A 22209-nucleotide genomic window follows, 5' to 3' on the forward strand; every position below is an offset into this window, starting at 1 on the left:
ATAATCTATATTAAATCATTTTCAATAAATATAACCAATCATCCCAAATCCTAAGCTATTTTTCTCTCCTAAGCCACAATCATAAGCAAATTTTATTAAATTTAAATTCCCTTCTAATTCTAAATCCATCATAAAAGCTCGGTGAAATGTTTTTATATTATCTTTTTCAATAGTTATTCTTTTTCTTTTAACAAATCCCATATTTGAACTAATATTTATTTCATCACTTGTCACTTCCTTATCATAAAACTGATTATATTTTTTAACTAAATTGTTTTCTAAGCTACCATAAAATTTTTGATCTGCTGGATTTAGATCCCATATTTTTAACTTTCCATCTATATCTTTCTTTTTTCTTACAATAATTGGAGAGATTGTTTTAACACTCATATGATTTTTAATCTCAGGTTCTCCTAATAATTCAATTTTTTCAACAAATAATTGTTTTCCTTTAAAATTAACACTTAAATCATCTAAATGTCCTTCGACTAAGCTTTTTATTAAATTTTCATTTGGACTTGATATTTGAAAATTCACAGCCCCATCTTTTGAAATAATCCCCTCTTTAATTATCTTTCTTTTTGGAATATTTAATTGTGAAAAAGTGAAAAATTTAAAAGTTTTCAATAAGTGTAATTCTTTTGCTAATTCCAAGTCGGAAATTTTATTATAAATAATTGAAGAAATAATATAGTTGTAATTAAAAGGTATTAAAAAACTATTTTCAGATTTCAAATATATTTTCAACCTCATAATAACCACATTATATTCATTTAATTGATATCTATTGATAATTTAATTATAAAATTTAATATTACTCCTAATTTTATATACTTATATATCTCCCATATAATTTAGAAAAGTATTAATTTATTTTATTATAATAATAGTATAATTAAGACATATATAAAGTTGTTCATTAAATTTATAGACAATAACACATATATTATGCATATATAATACTAATTTTTTTAATATAATCAAAAATTTCTTTTAATCCTTTTATTAATTGATAAAATCTTTGTTTATATGAACAAACATTCACTCTAAATATTAATACTATCAATATTTTTTTGATTAATAGATAATAATCATCAAATTTAATAAATTATCCCTTGAAATAATTTAATATTTCTTTCCCTTTCTCATTGATTTGATATAGCTTTTGTCTTTTGTTTGAAGGATTAGGATTATCTAGTAATCCTTTTTCAGTGAGTTCTCTTAATAATGCACCCATATGGTTAACTCTAATTCCAACTTCTTTTGTAATATCTGAAGCAAAAACTAGTTTTTCCTGTTTTTCCATTATTTCTAATACTTTCAGTCTATTTTTACCAGATTTTACATAAGCAATCAAATTAGCTTTTTCTTCATCCATAATACTAATTTAATAAAATATTCTTATAGAATTTTAGACAAAATATATACAATTTAAGACAAATTTAATACAAAATTATAAATAATAGAATTAATAAAATTCAATTATCGAAAATAAAACTTGAAAAAAATCCCCTCGAAAAAATTATATAAAAAACAATAACTCCAAAATAATCTTTTTTATCATTAAATTATTCATAAAATGAATTATAAGCAAATTAAAAACAAAATCAAATATCTTAACAAAAAAATTCTAAAGTGAGCATTCATTATTAATAAGAAGAAAACTACCTAAAAAATAGTTTTCTTCTGATTAATAATAAAAAAAATCCAGCTATCTTAAAAAAAAAAAGAATAGCTAAAAGATTCAACCATTATTAATCAAAAAAATGTATGATAATCCCATGTTTTAGTAAAATTATATAACCATTTTCACTATTGAAAATGCATTATTATATCCTAATCCAATTTTACTAATCAAGATTATCATATTTTCATAAAATAATTAAATATAAAACGGAGGTGAAAAAACTATGCAATTAAAGAAAATAACCACATTTACTTTATTAGCAGTAGTTTTAATAATTTGCAGTTTAACAACAATCAGTGCAGCTAACCAAACAATAAGCGACACAGACACTGGCGGCATATTACAAGGCATAGCTAACACAGGAACAGGCGAAACATTATACCTAAACCCAGGAACATACAACAAAACCAACCAAGACACCAACATAACCATTAACAAAAACATAACAATTCAAGGAAACGGACCAAAAGAAGACGTAATTATTGATGCAAAAGGACTAAGCAGAATATTTACAATAGGAAATAATCAAAGTGTTACTTTTATTAATCTAACATTTATTAATGGATACACAACAAACAATGGAGGAGCAGTATACAGTAATAATCCAGAATCTACAATAAACTTTTTCGATTGTATCTTTATTAATAACACAGCAAATGTAGGTGGAGGAATTTTTTACAATGGAGATAAAGATTTCTCTGTGATTGATTCCATATTCATAAACAATAGTGCAATTACTAATGGTGGTGGAGCAATATATAATAATGGAAATGGATTCATTGTAAATAATTCCACTTTCACAAATAATAATGCATATGTCGGTGGTGGAGCAATATATAATGTTGGTAATGGATTCATTGTAAATAATTCCACTTTCACAAATAATAGTGCATACCATGGTGGAGCTATTCGCAGTGCAGGTAACAATTTCTTTGTAAATAACTCTATCTTTGCAAATAATGAAGCAATTAATGGCAGTGGCGGAGCTATACGTAATCATAACGGCAGTAATTTCATTGTGGATAATTCTACTTTTACAAATAATAGTGCAGGTAATGGTGGTGGAGCATTATATCATAATGAAGGTAATGGATTTTTTGTAAATAATTCTATTTTTACAAATAATACTTCAATTTATCATGGTGGTGCAATACGTAATGCAGATATTAATTTTATTGTGAATAATTCTATCTTCACAAACAATGTAGCAATTAATGGTAGTGGTGGAGCTGTATTTAATAATGGAGGCAATGGCACTTTAATAAAAAGTTCTAAATTTATAAACAATATGGCAATTTATAGCAGTGGTGGAGCTATCAGTAATCTCCATGGCGATAATTTTTATGTTGAAGATTCTAATTTCACAAACAATATTGCAGATATCGGTGCTGGAGCCATATTTAATTATATGGGAAATAGTTTTTCAATAAATAATTCTATCTTCACAAACAATATTGCAGGCAATAGCGGTGGAGGTGCTATCAGTAATAGTAATGGCAGTGATTTTTCTGTAACTTATTCTACCTTCATAAATAATACTGCATATTATGGTGGAGCTATCTATAATTCAGGCAACATGTCTATTTTAGGAAATATTATGAGCAATAATACTGCTATTTTAGGCCAAATGATATACAACAATGGAACAATTGGCATCCTTAACCTAACTTATCTTAACAATTCTACAGTAAAAACTAGCAAAGGTTCTAAAATAACTATTTATGCTACTTTAACCGATGATATGGGCAATACTATTACTGGACAATCTATATACTTCTATGTTAATGGAGTGTTTATAACTAACATAACTACTATTGAAGGACAAGCTAAATTCAGCTATTCAGTAACCAATAATCCAAATTCTACTGTTTCAGTTACAGGATATTATGAAGGTTCTGGAGAATACCCTAAATTAGTCAATAATGGAGAATTAACAATATCATCAGCTCCAAAAACAGATTTAATACCATATACACCTAAAAAACCAGAAGACCCCAAAACACCAAAAACTCCTAAAAAATCAGATAAAACTAAACTAAACAATAATCCAAAGAAAACAAGTAACAATCCAGCTGTAAAAACATCTGCAGCTATGAAAGAAACCGGAATACCGATAAACATAATACTACTAGTACTTCTAAGTTGTTTAGGAATAGCTATAAGAAAAAAATAAACAAAAATTTTAAAGGATAAATTAATTTATTTATCCTTCTTTCTTTTTTTAAAATTTAAAATAAATATAAATTAAAATTATTAATTTTTTAATATAATCATAATATTAAATAAATTATTAATTAAATAAAAATTCAAATACACTAATTGGTTTTTTAATAATTTAAAAATAAAAATATTTGCCTTTTTAATAGCTAAATATTCATTTCTAGCTTCAATTATAGCTACAAGATTATTTTTATCATTTTAAACAATTATAATAAAAAGGATTAATTTAGATAGTAAATAAATCTTAAGCTATTAAAAATTAAAAAATATAGAAATATTTAAAGATTAATATATTATCCATAATCCAATTATCAATGCACTAACAATACTTATAATAAAAGAATAAACGTTATTGGGTAAAAATAAATGTTTAATAAATATAACTAAAAATAAAGCAATAAATCCTATTAATATTTTGAAAAAATCCAAATAATCACCAACCAGTCAAAAATTATTCCCATTAAAAAACATACTAACAACTTATTTTTTCAAGATTATTTTATTATTAAATAAATTTAATATAATTAGTTTATTGAAATTTAACTATTCAAAAAGATCAATTGTTTGATAAGAATACTTATAAAAACAATGATAATAATTAAAATTTTCCAATACTTATCTTTCATAAAACACCATTATTTATTAATTTTCCATCTAATACAACAAAAAATTTATTATTATTAATTTATTTTAACTTAATAGATTATAAAATTAAAATAATGGACAAAGCTATAAATACCCATGAAATAGCAAAAAATATCCAAGTTATCTTTTCTAAAAAGGATTGTCCTTTTTCAGATCTAATATCATAAGACAAATATTTATTAATATAATCCGGAAATAAAGGAATCAAACCTGTTATTAAAATCAAAAGCAATGCAATAATAGGCAATATTAAACTATCACTAATATTCAATACAAAAAAAATCACCGAAAGCCCAATTGAACCTATCAAAGATAATGTCCAAGATTTTGTAACATCATAACCCATACCAGTTTCAGGTAAAATATTATCATCATTGAAAGTACCAATCCTCAAAAAAAAGATGAAAGATAGGAAAAAAGGAGAAAAAAGAGCCCAACCAACCCAATTTAATCCAAAAGAAAAAAACACCGAAATAGCTAAAATAACTCCCGCAAATCCTGCATATATTGCTTGTCCTTGATAAGTAAACTCTTCTTGAAAATTCTTATACTTATAATTCCCCCCTTCACGCAATAAAGGAAAAGAAAAATGATTATCTAAAAATCTCCCAAAAGAATACCTAGTAAACCACCAAATAATCCCAATAAGAGACAAAATAATCATAAAAAAGAAAGCATTACCAGTAAGATCCATTAAAAACCCCCATAATTTTATTTTTAAGTTCGATTAGGAAGATTTTCAAATGAATAAATAAAGCTATTAGTTATCCAACTATCAACAGAATTTATAACCCCAATTCCAGAAAGTATAATCGCCTGTGAAACTCTTTTACCAGTCCCTTTAACACCTTGCATAGCAGTTTTATATAAATATTTAAATGTAGTTCCACCAATGCCTCCTCCAGTGGCAGCACAACTCACGGAAAATCCGAAAGTCGCAAGATTCTGAGGATTAGTTGGATCTTCAAACATTCCATTACCATATGCCATTAAGCCAATACCAACTCCACCAATTACAACCGCGGGTAAAAAACCAAGCCCTGAAGCCGATAATATGACAGCAGTACTTAATAAAGCCCCACCTAATGCATCTGCAGTTGTACGCATAAGGAATTTATTTTTAGAATCACTTTCGAAACTTTTTATAGTATTACTAACACTATCATATGTAGAAGTAACAGTTTTTGTAATAGTATTTACAACAGAACTAACAGTTTTTGTAACAGAGTTAGTTGTACTTGTAATTGTGTTTACAATTGTTTTAACTGTTTGTGTAGCCTGTTTTTTAACTGTATTATAAATAAAGTTACCTACATTAATAACATCTTTCCAATCATAAACTTTCACACGGTATTTTATTGCTTCAAACCAACCAAAACTTTTAACATACGGAACTCTAATAGTATAAGATTTCCATATAACTTTTGTTTGGAAAGTAGGATATTTAATTCCAAACCAACCAGTCTTCCATATAGTTTTTACAGAAATACCTGCAATATATTTTATTGTAATAGTTTTATAATATATTTTTGGTGGATGATATTTATAATATGTACGCCATTCATAGTGCCATAAACCTTTAATTTCCTTCATCATTTTATCAGATAATGGAGTGCAATTAACTATTGTATCATTAAAGACCATTACAATCCCAGTAAATAATTCATTGAACCTAGTCAAATTCATATTTATAATTCCAAGATTAGGATCAAACAAAGTAATAGTTTGATTAGTTATATTCAATATTAATTCAAAATGATTAAAACCATTAATTTTCAAAAGAACAATATTATCAATTTTTAACTTATCAAAAGTTACATTATATGCATTAGAATATATTCCTTTAGATTCTGAAGCATTTTGAAGACCCCAGAGGCTTGTTCCTTCATTATCAGTACCAGCAAGTTTTGATAGTTCTACTTCTGTTGTAAAAATTCCCCACTTTTTAAATAGTGTTGCAAGAGCTGCTGGACCACAGGTATACACTGTAGTTGCCATGACCATCTCACTATCATCAATGATAGAAGTATCAGCCACCCAATTATTTTTAAAAATATTAGAACTATTAAAAGTAGCAATAGAATTATAAATTGATAAACCTGCACCATTTTCAGTGAAATTATTATTTATAATATTATTACTATCTGTTTTAAATAGATAAACACCAACCCAATTATTAATTAAAGCATTGTTTAAAACATTGATATTGTCACTAAAACTAATATAAACAGCATAATAATTATAAGTTAATTCATTAAAACTAATAGTATTATAATTTGAATTTTGTAAATTAATACCATTTTCATTAGAAATTAAATTATTGCCATTAATTTTATTATTATTTGAAGCTATTAATGAAATTCCTTCAACACCATCTAATATAGTATTATTTTGTATAGTATTATTTCCAGAGAGATATAAATAAATATCTGCATTAAAGCTAGATATTATATTGTTTTTTATAATACATCCATATGATTTAATTAAGCTTATAGCATATGCATAACCAGAACCTATAATATTAAAACCGTTAATAGTACTTCCACTACCAGAAGAAGTAATTGTAATCATATTTTGATCAATTTCCTTAGGGCATAAATATACTTTTTCTCCTGAAACAACTTCTAAATTAATTTTTTTATTTATAATTATATTTTCATAGTAAGTACCCTCAGAAACACGAATTGTATCTCCAAATCGTGTATTTATGCTATTAATAGCATCTTGAATAGTTTCAAAATATTCCCCAGTTCTAGTATTTAGAACACCAGTAGAATTAATAGAAATTACATTTAAAGTTTTATTTAATCCATAGTCATTAAAAGAAGCAAAGATATTTGTTGTTCCATTAGTTGTGTTTACAAGTTTTGCTCTAGTTTTACCATTAAGTGTGCTTGTAGAGGCATTGATATTTCCATTAGTAGAATTAAAGTATATAAGTAAATCATCAGGAATATTTCCATTAGTAGAAGTATCTTCCCCATTATTATTATATGTTAAATCAGCCTCGATGAAATATTCATAATATGTGCTATTCCAAGTAGATCTGTCTGTAGATGTAGTAATTTTCAAAATCAAATAAGGATTATATGAAAAATTCCCATTATTTATACGAATATCACTACCATTAGTTTGTGATGCTATAGGATTGTTGGAACCCCACCAATTATTAGTAAAATTCACAACACTATTTGCACCTTCACCATATAAACCATACTGTGTATTTTTAGATATAATGTTATAATGGCCTTCACCTGAAGAGTTTTCAAATGCAAATCCTATCAAATTTTCAGAAACAATATTATCATATATCTTAAAACTATTAGAAAGACGAATGAAAATTCCATAAATATTGTTAGTTATATTATTATAAGCAATTTCATCGTTTAAAGAATTTTCAATAGAAATACCTTTGAGAATATTGTTAGATATATTATTTGTGGATATTACAGTTCCCATAGAATTAATAATTTCAATTCCATTAAGGTTATTAGTAATCTTACTTTCCAAAATAGTGTTATTAGAAGAATTATTAATAAAAATACCTGAACTATTAATAGAACCATTAACCCAAATATTTTTTATAAAACTACCACTTGCATTATTTTTAATTGACAAAACAGGCATAGAAGTATTTAATGCTTGAATCAGAACAAGATTATCAAATAAAGAAGTAATGGTTAATTCTTTGTTTAAAATAATATTTTCAAAATATCTTTCTTTAGAAAGCCATAAACTATCACCCTCAATAGTATCAATGTCATTAATAGCTTCTTGTAATGTATCAAAATATTTATTTGATCTAAAGTTATAAGTTTTATTAGGATTAGAAACTGCTAACCAAGGAACAACTGACAATTGATCACTAATAGTACCATTAACAATGTTATAAGTTGCCATGATACTTGAGAACATGAAAACTAAAGATTCAAAACCGATGAAATCTCCTAAACTACTATTAGTAAAATTAGAAGGTAATTTTTTATTATTATTTGAATAAGAAACAATATAATCTGCTATTTCTAATATTTCATCATAATAAATATCTCCTTTCATAATATCTTCAGAAACATTATTTGAAATATGAATATTCAAACTTTCTAGAATTAAACTTGTATCCAAATCACTTTTAAGAAAAGTCACAGATTTTGCTGAAAGAATTAAAAATTCATCCATTGAGATATTCACACCAGAAATCAAAACACTACTTGGAAGAACATGATAAGTACTAACATAAGATTGAATATAAATTGAAGCATTTTTCAGTTGCTCCATAGATATAAATACAGTACTGGTATTAGAAACCACATCCCAAGGCATAATTGTTATAAAAGAGAAAGTTTGATTTATTATATTGTATGATCTCAAGATTTGACTAAAAGTATAAACAAGCGAATTAAAACCTACTTTGCCAAAAGTAGAATTTTGATAATCAGGAGCTTTTCCATTAACTTCCATATATTCAGCAATAATAGATGCAAGGTCTATTATATCATTATTAGAAATTCCAAAAGATTGATTAATATTTTCAGAAATATTAGTAGGAGAACCATAATTTTTAATAGGAATCATTCCACTAAAACCATTATCAATATTCATAACACTAATAACAGCAAGATTTAAAAACTGAGCCATAGTAATATTAGAACCATTAACAACCACAGAACTAGGCAAAGTATGATATTTTTCAATATAATCCGTCATAAATTTACCTGCAGCTAAAATATCATTATTAGAAACAAATTTAGTATTATTACTAGAAACTATACTCCAATTATTAAAATAAATTTCATTAGGCAAATTATTAGTGTCAAAATAATAACTTAAAATACTTGAAAAAGCATAAATCAAAGATTGATAAGAAATATTACCCAAGTTAGTCACCATATAAGAAGGAACATTACCATTAGTCATTATATACGAACTGACATTATTTGATAGAGAAATGTAGAATTCTTCATCAAAAATAGAAAAATTTATTTTTTCTAGAATACCTGTAGGAATACCATAATTTTCTAATAAAATATTACTCCATAAATTACCACTAATATGGCCTAAACTATCACTTAATAGTTTCAGATATTGAGGTAGGGACATGTTAATATTTAAAATACTAATATTTGTCGGAAGAGTATGACGATTCTCAATGAAATACTTAATAACACCAGAAAACAAAACAGCAGTTCCCACAGAAACAAAAATATTAGAAGAATTAGAAACTTTACTCCAAGGCTCAACTATAATAAAATCAGGTAAGTTGCCGGTTTTTTTAGTTGAGCTTAATATTTGTGAGAACATGTATATTAATGAGTCATATCTTATATTCCCAATAGTTGAATTTTGATAGTTTGGAGCTCTTCCATCAAACATGAAATATTCAACACTACGAGCAAGATCCAAGTAAGAATCTTGATTTAAAATACCCCCATTAGTAGTTTCAGAATATGATGTAGGATATCCAAAATCATTGAGCAATATCTGACCTGCATAAGTACCATTCAAATTATGTAAAGTAGTTGTTAAAAGCTTTAAAAATTGAGGCATTGTAACATTATAACCACATATAATAACATTATTTGGCAAAGTATGATTAACTTCAACATAATTTTCTACAATTTCCGCTGCCTCCATGATTTGAGTTTCAGTAAAACTAACAGTAGTAGGATTAGATACAAGAGACCATTGATTAATAGAAACATATTCGGGCAAATAACCCCTAGAAGTATAATAATCCAAAATTAATGCATAAGTGAAAACTAAATTATAATAAGACATATTTCCTTGAGATACCCAAGCATAATTTGGAGCTTGATCATTAGAATCCATATAAGATTTAATATTATCCAAAGTATTAAAATAATTATCAAACTGAATTTTACCTTCACGAATATTTTCTGACGGATTAGAAGGAGCAGCATAATTTTTTAAAATAATAGATTGATATAAACCTTCTTTAATATTCTTTAAAGAAACAATCTCGAGCATTAGAAACTGAGGCATATTGACAATATTTCCAGAGAGATTCATGTTATTAGGTAATGTGTGATTAAAAATAACATAATTTTTAACATAAAAAGTCATAGAGCTTACTAAATCCATGCTAATAAATTTAATTGAACTATTTTGAACAATACTCCATGGGACCAAAGTAATATAATTAGGTAAGCAATTATTTTTATTTGCAGAAACTAAAAGTTGAGCATAAGTATAAATCAAAGATTGATAGGAAATATAACCCCTAACACTAGTTGCATAATTCGGAGCAATACGGTTATTATCCATAAAATTAATAACTGAATTAGCTACCGCTAAATAATCAGCATATAATAAATTACCTCCAGTAATACTTTCATATGGATTAGAAGCAACACTGAAATTTTCTAATATAATTGATTGTAATAATTTTCCATTTACATTTTTTAGAGATTTTAATGAAATCATTAAAAAATCGCTCATTTTGACTTTATTTTCTGAAATGATAATAAAATCAGGTAAATCATGTTGTGACTCTGCATGGGATACTAAAGTATCAGAAGCAAGAATAATATCTGGCATATTTAAAAATATGGTCCTATTATTAGAAACATTACTCCATTGATAAACTGTAATAAAATCAGGTAAAGTGTTTAAAGATTGATGAGAAGATAATATTTGTGCAAATGTAAAAACTAAAGATTCATAGCCAATATTACCAAGACTAGTAGATATATATGTTGGAGCATTAACATTATTATCCATATAAGTTTTAATCGTGTTTGCAAGATTTAAATAATCAGTTTTGTTTAAACTTCCAGATTTATTTAAATTTTCCGAAGAAACAACTACTGTTGCATTTCCTAGTTCGATAGAAGAATTTATACTATTGTTAATATTGATAATTGAAATAGACAACAATTTTAAAAATTGGGCCATATTAATTGTTATACCATTAATTGTGATATTTAAAGGTAATTTGTGATTAACTTCCACATATGCCCTAACAGAACTAGATGCATATTGTAAATCTTCAATACTAAATTTAGTAATATTATTAGTAGCTAAATTGATATTATATGTCACTGTTTTTGTATCAGATGGGTTTCCACTAGAATCAAGCCCATAATACTTTAAAATGGTTTCTCCAGAATTAAGCGTTAAAGTAACTGTCCTAACCACATTAATCCAATTCCCATTATTTATACTATAATAAACCCTTGGATTTGAATCTCTACTATCTGTAGCTGTTATAGTAACATTTTTAATAGTATTATAAGTGCCGCCAGTTAAATTAATACTTACTGTTGGTGGTAAATTATCAATTATCACCCCTGCAGAATTTACACCTGAAATCTGAGTAATAGTTACAGAATTCGGTAAAACACCATTAACATAATAATAATTAACAATTCTTGCATATGCATATACTAATGATTCATAACGAATATTACCCAACGAGCTTGATGCATAGTTAGGTGCAACACCATTAGTATTAATAAAATTTTTAATATTTGTAGCTACTGTCAGATATTGTGCCTTTGTTAAAGTTCCTGTTGCTGTTCCAGATGGACCAGTAGGTGCACCAACATTAATTATAGTAACTGGCGTTTCATTGTTATTATTAAGTTGTATAGTGTAAGTAACTAAAGAATTTAGATAAGAAGGCATAGAGCTATTCTTATCAGAAATATCAACATATTTTGGCAATTTACTATTAGAATCTGTGTAATTTTTAACAGCAGACGAAGAATCCTTCATCTCAGTTTCATTCAAAGTAGCAGAAGAAACAGCCCCAATAAATAAAAAAACCAATATTAAACAAGTGAAAAAAAAGATTAGCTTTTTAAAATTCATTTTAACGAACCCCCTAACAATTTTAACAATCAAAATTAAATTTTTAAGAATAAAACCATGAAAATTAAATATTTAATCATGATTATTAAAGATTACTAATAAAAAATGATTATTAGTAAAAAACTAGTTTTAAAAATTCATGATATTATTTTAGTGGTCAAAAATAGATAGAGGAAAAAATATCAATTTTTAATAATAGTTTATTAATAGTATTAATAAATGAAATAAATGTATAGACATGCTATGACATTTTATTAAAAATAGTATTAAACTAATTAATATTTAAGCTTTACTATTTAATCTTTACAAAAAAAATATAGTAAACATTCATTAATAAATAAAAGATGTACTAATACAATTCGAAAATGAGAAAAAATGTAAAATTAATGTAAAAAATTAAAAAAAATAAAAATATATAATTAATAATAAATAAACAATTTAATGTTTTTTAAGCACCAGGATTTCTAAAACTTTTTTTGTAATGTTTATCATAATATGACTTAGCAGATAACTTTGTAGAAATATAATCTGTATATTTACTATAAGGATTATATTTAGTTTGATAACTAACAACTGTGGTTCTCAATTTGGTTTTACTAATTTTAGTTAAATAAACCTTATTATTCAAATAAACTTCATATTTACTTTTATTAGGATACTTAACATACATCTTATAAACAGAAACCACAGTTTTACCATTATAATAAGACTTCCAAGAATTTTTATAAACTAAATGATTATCACCCTTATCTATAATTTTATAATTAGCAGCAGAAACCGTATTAGAACCAATTAACAAACCAGCAAACAGAATAAAAACACAAACAAAGACAAAAAAGTACTTTTTATCAATCATGACAAACTCCCCAGCATAAATGTATAATAATAGTAATAATAATAAATATAATATAAAATAATATATAAATATTACTAAAAAGAGTAGTAATAAGAAGAATAATTTTTATTCATATAAAAGATTAGCTATTTGAATTATTTTTCATTAAAAATACAATTTTTATATTAATTAAAATAATAAAATATAATGTTATTTATTTTTAAAAACATCATAATATCTATTTTCAATTCTAAAAGATCTTCTTGTATTAATTTAGAATTATAAAAATATTTTCCTAATATATAATAAAATATAATAAAAAATCTAGCATCCTAAAAATATTTATTTCATATTTAACAAATATATTATTAATAAAAATTAATTATTGAAAATTAATTAATAAAAATTAATTAATGAAAATTAATTAGCAAAAACTAATTTTAAAAAATAATAATAATAATTTCAAAAAAAGAATTTATTTAGCCACTACTCTTTTAAATGTTATAGTGACTTTGTTTTTATTAACTATTAGATGGCTAGTGATAAAATGTCTAAAAAGAAAAAAATAGGTATTATTATTGCTGTGATTTTAGCTATTATAGCAATCTCCAGTATTGTCTATGTTAATGATTATTATCGTCCAATGCCTTATGCAACTGAAGTTTTAGCTGATAATAACATAAGTAGTAATGTTTCTATAACTGAAACTGATGATTACATTTATTTTGAATATAAAGAAAAAAACAATATCACTAATAAAGAAATAAAAGGTAAAAAAGGACTGATTTTTTACCCTGGTGGAAAGGTAGCTTATGAATCTTATGTTCCTTTTGCAAAAGAACTTTCAAAAAGAGGTTATGATGTGGCTATTGTCAAAATGCCATTGAACTTAGCTATAATTGATACAAACAAAGCTAATAGCATTATTGAAAAATATAGTAATGTTGAATGGGTTATTGGAGGTCATTCTTTAGGAGGAACAGCTGCAAGTATTTTTGTCCATAATAATCCTGATAAAACCAAAGGAATTGTATTTTTAGCTTCATACCCTTCTGAAAATTTATCAGACATAAACATAAAAGGACTTTCTATTGTTGGAACTAAAGATGGTGTTTTAGATAAGAAAAGTTTTGATGAATCTCTTTCTAAGTTTCCAAAAAATACTACTTTTGAAATTATAAATGGTGGAAATCATGGTTATTTTGGATATTATGGATTTCAAGAAGGAGATAACAATGCCACTATTTCTAGAGAAAAACAAGAAAAAGAAACAGTCAATATCATTGATAAATTTTTAAAATCTATTTAAAATAGATAATTAAAACATTAAAAAAAAAAAAAGAAACAAAAGTAAATTATTAAAAATAAATATTAAAAATAAAATTGAAAATAGAAATTAAAAATAGAAATTAAAAATAAATATTAAAAATAAATATTAAATAAATAAAAATTAAACAATATCAAGAAAAAAAAATTTAATATGAATATATAAACTATATTTTATCATCTAATAATTTTGGATTTTTAGAATTATTCCTAGTTATTACTTTCCTACCTACTTCTTTCTCTAAGCTTTTACGAGCATCTCCAGCAACACTTCCGCCTCTCTTTGCAACATCTTTACTTTCTTCAAATCCTTTAGGATTGACACCCCTAGATATCTCAGTAGTAGACGCCTCTGCTAACATATTAAGTACTAGTTCAATATTACTCATGTTGTCCCTGAGATTTTCTTTTTTAATATCTTTAAATTGTTTATATTCTTTTGTTGTCATATCAGACCATGCATTAGTAATTTCATCTGTTAATAATGCATATTCTAATCCTTCTTTTACACCAGATCTATCCCATTCAGCTGTTAGGTCTTTACGAAATTCTATTGTTTTTAATCTTTGTGTTATCCATTCTTCAGAATATCCTTTTTTTCGATAGTTACTTATTGCTCTTTCAATAGCTAATTGAGGGTCTGCTATTTCATCCAACCTTTCTTTACCAACTTTAGCTAACCATTGCTTAAATGGTTCTGCATTTGGTGATGGTATTGATTGAATTATCCTTAATATTTGTTCACTATCAGCGACATCAGTTAATCGCATTTTCCCATCAGGAGCAGGCATTTTTAAACCGTTACAATTTGTAACGGTTTCATTACCTTCATCTTTTAACCTCTTTTTAAGAACTCTCCAATAAGTCGTTGGATTTTTACTCCCACTAAGAACTCCTACAACATCTATAACTGAAAAAAACCATTCTTCCTTATCTTCATCCCAAATTGCCCTAATTTCCCTATCTTCAAACAATTTTATGCTGTTTTTATTGGACATTACATCAAAACCTTTTTATGAAAATTCTTTTTTTAAATTTTTAAAGCTTTAATTATAATTTTTTGCTTTTTTATTATAAATTATTTTTTTATAATGTTTAATTATAATTTATATATAATATAATATTATTTTTTTCCAAGTAAATGAGAAATAATATAATTTAAAAAAAGATATTCAATTATAAAATAAATTGATTTTTAATATTTTATTAAAATATTAAAAATAAATAAATAAAAATTAAGTAACTAAAAATTAGACAAAAAAAATTAAGTAAATAAAAATTAAGTAAATAAAAATTAAATAAATAAAAAATAAATAAATAAAAAATAAAGCTTAAATAATTAAATTAATTATTATAAAGCTTCATTTTCTCCACCTTTAATAGCTACAACCTTTTTTATATACATTTTAGACCAAAACAATGCTATTAGACTTCCAATTATGTTTCCAATTACGATTCCCCACCATACTCCATATTGACCCATTCCTAAAGGAATAGCTAAAATATAAGCAAATACCACAACAAGGAGCAACTCTCTTATAGCTGTAAGCATGAATGAATCCAATCCTTTACCAACACCTTGGAAAATAGAAGCTGCGGTAGAACCCATTGGAACAAATAGATAAAACAATGCCATTACTCTGAGAAAATCAGTTATAGGTCCATTTAACATTGCAGTTTCAGGAGAATATGTAAATAATAATGCTATATATGGTGCAAGTATGAATGTAGATACTGCAGTAATAATAGATATTATAGTTCCAATTTTAATAGAGTAATTTTGGATAATACTAAAGTTTTCATATCTTCTAGCACCAAAGGAAGCCCCAACTATTGCAACAACTGAAATTGAAACAGATATTATTGGGACGATAGCTATCATAATTACTCTCCAACCAGAAGAATATATAGCTACTGCATCAGAACCTGAAACAGATACTAAAATCATGTTTAAAGAACCTGCAAGTATTGCCATTATTAAAAATTCAGCACCTGCAGGTAAACCAACAGCTAAAATCTTTTTTAATATATCTTTACTGAAATTGAAAAGATTTAAAGATAATTTAATATATGTATCTTTTTTAAACCAATAAAGAATGATAAAACTTGAGATTGCCATTGATAGAACTGTAGCAATTCCTGCACCAGCAATACCATAACCTAAAGTATAAATGAATATAGGATCAAGTATAATATTTAGAATAGCCCCTAAAGACATAGCATAAGTAGTTTTTTTAACATTACCTTCTGCACGAAGTATTCCGTAAGCAGCTGCAGTAAAGACAATGAATATAGAACCTCCAAAGACAATATTACCATAGGCAAGTCCAAGTCCAACAGTAACTCCTGCACCAAGCATTTCAAGAATAGGTCTTAAAAATAAACCTAATGATACCATTATGATTATTGTAAATATTATTGTGAGAAGTATTATATGCATAGCTGCATTATTGGCTTTATCACGATCACCTTCACCAATAAACCTAGATATAACTGCAGTAGCTCCTGCACCAAGACCATTAGAAAATCCAATAACCACCATAAATATAGGCGTTATAAAACCAATAGCAGCAAGAGCATTTTGACCAAGTCCAGCTACCCAAACTCCATCAATAAGATTGTATAAAGAAGTAATTAACATTGCAACAATCATAGGTCCTGATAATTTCAATATAGCTTTTTTTGGATCTCCAAGAATAGTAGAAACACCTTCAGTTTGATTAAAATCATCAACTTCCTTATTGATATTTTTGTTATTATTATCATTTATGTTTTCATCTAATTCATTAGCTTTCAAAGAATCATTGCTGTAATTTTTATTATTATCATCATCATTACCATTGTCAATATTATCATTATCTTTGCACATTTAATCACCTCTTATTGTTTATTAAATTTTTTTAAAATTATTTTAACTTATTTTAAATTATTTTAAATTATTTTAAATTATTTTGAATTATTTTGAATTATTTAGATCATTTAGAATTGTTTTAGATTATTTAAAATTCTTTTAAATCATTATAAATTGTTTTAAATCACTTAAATTAATTTTAAATTAATTTAAATTAATTTCAGATTAGTTACAAATTAATTATAAATAAATTATAAATAAATTATAAATAAATTATAAATTTATAACAGAATTAATCTATAATATATTAAAATATCCAATTAGAGAATAAGAATATCAAAATATAATAGAAATCTAGATTAATAAAAAATATTAAAAAAAGTAAATATTATAAAAACATTTAAAAAAAGATTTTATCATATTATTTATAATTTATAAATCTATAAAAAGATATTAAAGCTTATTTAATTATAAAATAATCTTAAACTGTAAATTATACATTAATATATATTATTTTTTTATAGTATATAACTTTTTTTAATAAAATATTTGAAAATATTAAAAATATAAAATAGTTTCAATATAAGAAAACTTTAAAGATATTTAATAAAAATTACATATAAAAATGAAAGTAAATTTTGTAATTATTAAAATCATTAAATAATAAAAAAATAAAAATAACTAAAAAAGATTATTTAAAGATATTTAAAAAATTATTTAAATATTATTTAAAAAATTAGTTAAAGATTATTCAAAAATTATTATAAAAAATATAGAAAAATATTAAAAAATTGGTATAATAATTAAAAAAAATAGATTAAATCTTAAAATAAAAAATTAATCTATTTAGATCCTGCCATCTCAACACCAGTTAATGCAGAAGCTTCAAGTGTTAATGATTTGAGATCTTGTTTTTCAATTTTACTAATATGAGTATTACCACCTTGTTGAACTAACATACATGCTTCTTCAGTCATAGCTTTAATGTAATTAGCAACTTGAATTCCCTTTTGTTTATAATCAAGCCTATGACGTAAATGCATATTTTGAGTAGCAATACCTTTTCTACAATTTCCTTTAAAGCACATTTGGCAGGTTTTACAGCCAATAGCTACTAAAGCAGCAGTAGCTATATATACTGCATCTGCACCAAGAGCAATAGCTTTAGCTACATCGGCACCGTTTCTGATTCCTCCACCAGCAACTAAATCAACACTACTTCTAAGATTAACTTCTTTAAGTGCTTTATCAGCCTCTACGATAGCAGCTAATGTTGGTATTCCTGCATGTTCCATAATTATATCAGGACCTGCACCAGTACCCCCTTGCATACCATCTACAACAATAATATCGGCTCCACCTTTAGCAGCTATTTTAACATCATCAGCAACACGTCCAGCAGCGAATTTTACCATTATAGGAATTTGCCAGTCGGTAATTTCCCTAAGTTGGGAAATTTTCATACTAAGATCTTCTGGACCAACAATATCCATGTGTCGAGCTGGTGAAAGTGCGTCAGCACCTTCAGGAATGTTTCTAATTTTTGAAACTTCTGCTGTAACTTTTTCACCAAGAAGATGTCCACCCATTCCAGATTTTGCACCTTGTCCGATTTTAATTTCAACTGCATCAGCATTATTTAAATAATCTGCAGAAACTCCAAAACGACCAGAAGCATATTGAGCAATTAATTTATTTGCGAGCTCTCTTTCTTCAGGAAGCATTCCTCCTTCCCCAGTATTAGCAGCTGTGCCAGCAATAGTAGAACCTATAGCTAATGCCATTTTAGCTTCTTTACTAAGAGCACCAAAAGACATTGCACCTATCATGATAGGAGTAGCTAATTCAAGTGGTTTTTCTGCAAATCTACTACCTAAAACAACATCAGTCCGACAAGGTTCACGATATTTATCAATAGGAGGTCTTGAAACCTGTGCAGGAGTAATAACTAAATCATCAAAAGTAGGAAGAGATCTTGAAGAACCAGTACTCCTTATTTTATAAGAACCTTCATTGGCTTTTCTTGAAATCTCATTAAGGGTGTCATATGACCATACTCCTCTTTTATCATTAGATACAGCATTAACAGTAATTGCATCATTAGGACACATTTCTTCACATATCCTACAGCCAACACAATTTTTACTATGAATTGGATAAGGGTCCCCATTAATAACTTCATAAACCCCATGAGGACAATTGTTTAAACAAGAAAAACATTTACTACAAATATTTTCATCCCTACTATCACAAAGATACCAACAACATCCTGGGCGATTAAAATTTCTCTTACATAACATCATGTCTTTTTCAACTTTATAAGGCATTTACTCCCTCCTATTAAGTTTTTTTGAATAAATAATAATATTTATTCTATATCAATCACAATAACAATCTTCTTCCTCATCATTACCATAAAAAGGACGTTTACTTTTAGGAACTATCTTTTTAAAACTTTTATAATCTTCATCAGATAAGTCAAAATTATATTTATTTAATGTAGATTTAAGTTCTTCTAAATTTTCTTCAGATATATCTACTATCTTAGCATTTTGACCTAAACTTTGAACAGAACCTTTAACATATATAGCTCCTCGAATAATAGATTCTCCTGCATCTTCACCAAGATCACCTAATACAATAATTCGGCCACCCATCATAAAAATACCAGTCATGAATCCAGAATCCCCACCAATAACAACAGTTCCGCCTTTCATTATTTCTCCAGTACGGGATCCTGCATTATTTTTAACAACTAGAATTCCATCATAGATACCTTGACCAGCACCATCACCAGCAGAACCATCTACAATAATTTCTCCACCAGTCATGTTGTCACCAACAAACCAGCCAGCATTCCCATGGATAATAAGTTGAGCTTTATCTAACATTGTCCCAGCAAAATAACCAGCAGACCCTTCAACTTCAATATGTGCCTCTTCAGTGAGTCCTGCTACAAGATAATGCATAGCATTAGGATTTTTAATTAGAATTTTATTATATTGAGTAGAAACTTCTTTTATTTTTTGATTAGCTTCCCTTGGAGTCATTGATGAAAAATCTAACTCAAAAATATTATTTTCAACTTTAGCATTATTTGAATCTTTAATTATATTTGAATTCATAAATAAAAACTCCTCTTAAATTTCATAAACTCTAACTTCACCTGGAGAAATTTGTTCTACTTCTTGGGTATCCATAACTTCATGAAGTGCTATTTCTTCAGATGCAATTGCAAATACATCATCATTTTCAGCCATTATTCCTGGACGAAGACCTAATTTATCTTTAGCTATTCCAATACCATTTGGAGTTCCTATAATATAAGAAAATGGACCATCCATATCTTCAACAGAATGTTCTAAAGCCTCTTCAAGAGAGTATCCAGTATCCAATTTATCAGCTATATAATGAACAAGACATTCAGTGTCATTATTAGTTTCAAATTTGTGACCTTTCCTTTCTAAAGGATCTCTGACTTTCCAATAATTAGTGATTTGTCCATTATGAACAACAGTTATGTCTTTAACAATATAAGTTTGAAATGGATGAGCATGATAACGATCTACATTACTTTCAGTAGAAAATCTAGTATGTCCAATAGCATGAGTTCCTTTTACATCACGAGTATTATAACGATCTGCAATTTCATATACTGAACCAACATCTTTTATCATTTGGAAAGAATGACTTCCATTTAAAACTATTACATCATTATCTGCATTAGCAGTAGAAGAATTACCTAAATCTCCAATATTATCAATACTAGTAATTAAAGGTTTTAAATCACTAAAATTATCAAGAGCTATTTTACATTTATAAATAAAAGAATCATCAACAGAAGGTATAATTTCATCTTCTTTAATAGGAGTTTTAACATTAATAGCATCTTGAACAGTGTGTAGTAACCCTCTTTTATCAGCTACTTGTATATTTAATACATATTCATTATCTTCAAGACCCATTCCACCATAAATTGCAAAGCCTGCAGAATCTGGCCCTCTGTGTTGAAGAGCATGCAACATTTTAGTCATATCGTCTCCAACATTATGTAATTTTTTATCTTTATAAACAATTCCAGCTATTCCACACAAATGAAATCACCCCTGTTATTATTATTTTAAAATTTTGATTATCTATTTAAGTTTATAATTTGATTTAAATAATATTCATGTAATCTTGTATCATCAGTTAATTCAGGATGGAAAGACATAGCTATATTATTTCCTTGCTTAACAGCTATAATATTTGAATCCAATTTAGAAAGTATTTCAACCTTATCATTAATTCCTTCATTAACTACATCATTACTCTCATTAAGAATATTTGAAACAGATGGCGCTCTTATAAAAACTCCTGGATAAGTATGTTCAAATATATTGATTTCACTCTCAAAAGAATCTCTTTGTCTTCCAAAAGAATTTCTTTTAACTTCAATATCCATAATACCCATTATATCCTGATCATAATCAGTTCTTTTAGAAAGAAGAACCATACCAGCACAAGTTCCAAAAACAGGAATATTTTTATCAATAATTACCTTATCAATCTCTCTTTCCTTAATAAGCTTACCAATAACTGTACTCTCTCCTCCAGAGATTATTATACCATTACATTCTGCCACTTCATCAGCATATCTAACTACTTCAGCTACAATTTCATTTGTTTTGCCCATGTTTTTTATAGCTTTTAATGTAATATCAACATGTTCACTAACAGCACCTTGTAGATTTAATATTCCGATTTTAATCATATTATTATTCCTTTACCAATAAATTTCCAAATATATCTTTAAATAAGTTATTTCTTCAAATA

The 22209-nt window shown here is 26.1% G+C and carries 13 protein-coding genes; 2 read left to right on the forward strand and 11 right to left on the reverse strand.

Annotated features, from left to right (window positions below):
* Window positions 1-21 precede the first annotated feature (21 nt).
* Both cas6 and Q0087_RS00885 read right to left on the reverse strand, forming a co-directional pair.
* Window positions 22-753, reverse strand: coding sequence for a CRISPR-associated endoribonuclease Cas6 (gene cas6, locus Q0087_RS00880; protein WP_297897381.1), 732 nt, complete (start codon window positions 751-753; stop codon window positions 22-24).
* A 355-nt stretch (window positions 754-1108) separates the two neighbouring features.
* Window positions 1109-1378 (reverse strand): winged helix DNA-binding protein, encoded by a 270-nt coding sequence (locus Q0087_RS00885; protein WP_297897383.1) that lies wholly within the window; start codon window positions 1376-1378, stop codon window positions 1109-1111.
* Between the two features lie 532 nt (window positions 1379-1910).
* On the opposite strand from Q0087_RS00885, the gene Q0087_RS00890 reads away from it, so the two are divergent.
* A complete protein-coding gene (locus Q0087_RS00890; RefSeq protein ID WP_297897386.1) occupies window positions 1911-3860 on the forward strand; it encodes a hypothetical protein in 1950 nt (649 codons plus the stop codon).
* A gap of 750 nt (window positions 3861-4610) precedes the next feature.
* Here Q0087_RS00890 and Q0087_RS00895 read toward each other — a convergent pair.
* The 3 genes from Q0087_RS00895 to Q0087_RS00905 form a co-directional block, all read right to left on the reverse strand.
* The gene (locus Q0087_RS00895; protein ID WP_297897392.1) at window positions 4611-5246 is read right to left on the reverse strand and encodes a hypothetical protein; all 636 of its coding nucleotides are present in this window, start codon (window positions 5244-5246) and stop codon (window positions 4611-4613) included.
* A 23-nt stretch (window positions 5247-5269) separates the two neighbouring features.
* Window positions 5270-12382, reverse strand: coding sequence for a pseudomurein-binding repeat-containing protein (locus Q0087_RS00900; protein ID WP_297897395.1), 7113 nt, complete (start codon window positions 12380-12382; stop codon window positions 5270-5272).
* Between the two features lie 448 nt (window positions 12383-12830).
* The gene (locus tag Q0087_RS00905) at window positions 12831-13238 is read right to left on the reverse strand and encodes a hypothetical protein (RefSeq protein ID WP_297897397.1); all 408 of its coding nucleotides are present in this window, start codon (window positions 13236-13238) and stop codon (window positions 12831-12833) included.
* Between the two features lie 526 nt (window positions 13239-13764).
* Between Q0087_RS00905 and Q0087_RS00910 the strand changes: the two genes are divergently transcribed.
* A complete protein-coding gene (locus Q0087_RS00910) occupies window positions 13765-14526 on the forward strand; it encodes an alpha/beta hydrolase (RefSeq protein ID WP_297897401.1) in 762 nt (253 codons plus the stop codon).
* 184 nt (window positions 14527-14710) lie between these two features.
* Here Q0087_RS00910 and Q0087_RS00915 read toward each other — a convergent pair whose 3' ends face one another.
* From Q0087_RS00915 to pdxT, 6 genes are all read right to left on the reverse strand, one after another.
* Window positions 14711-15541: a Bro-N domain-containing protein gene (locus tag Q0087_RS00915; RefSeq protein ID WP_297897405.1), complete on the reverse strand. Its 831-nt coding sequence runs from the start codon at window positions 15539-15541 to the stop codon at window positions 14711-14713.
* Between the two features lie 353 nt (window positions 15542-15894).
* Window positions 15895-17412 (reverse strand): MATE family efflux transporter, encoded by a 1518-nt coding sequence (locus Q0087_RS00920; protein ID WP_297897408.1) that lies wholly within the window; start codon window positions 17410-17412, stop codon window positions 15895-15897.
* Window positions 17413-18236: 824 nt separating this feature from the next.
* Window positions 18237-19721, reverse strand: coding sequence for a glutamate synthase-related protein (locus Q0087_RS00925; RefSeq protein ID WP_297897411.1), 1485 nt, complete (start codon window positions 19719-19721; stop codon window positions 18237-18239).
* 51 nt (window positions 19722-19772) lie between these two features.
* Window positions 19773-20519, reverse strand: a complete 747-nt coding sequence (locus Q0087_RS00930) for a GXGXG domain-containing protein (protein WP_297897414.1) — start codon at window positions 20517-20519, stop codon at window positions 19773-19775.
* 15 nt (window positions 20520-20534) lie between these two features.
* The gene (locus tag Q0087_RS00935) at window positions 20535-21488 is read right to left on the reverse strand and encodes a glutamine amidotransferase (protein WP_297897417.1); all 954 of its coding nucleotides are present in this window, start codon (window positions 21486-21488) and stop codon (window positions 20535-20537) included.
* 38 nt (window positions 21489-21526) lie between these two features.
* Window positions 21527-22147, reverse strand: a complete 621-nt coding sequence (gene pdxT / locus Q0087_RS00940) for a pyridoxal 5'-phosphate synthase glutaminase subunit PdxT (protein ID WP_297897419.1) — start codon at window positions 22145-22147, stop codon at window positions 21527-21529.
* Window positions 22148-22209 lie beyond the last annotated feature (62 nt).

This window comes from uncultured Methanobrevibacter sp. (genome assembly GCF_937881195.1).
Taxonomy (GTDB): domain Archaea; phylum Methanobacteriota; class Methanobacteria; order Methanobacteriales; family Methanobacteriaceae; genus Methanobinarius.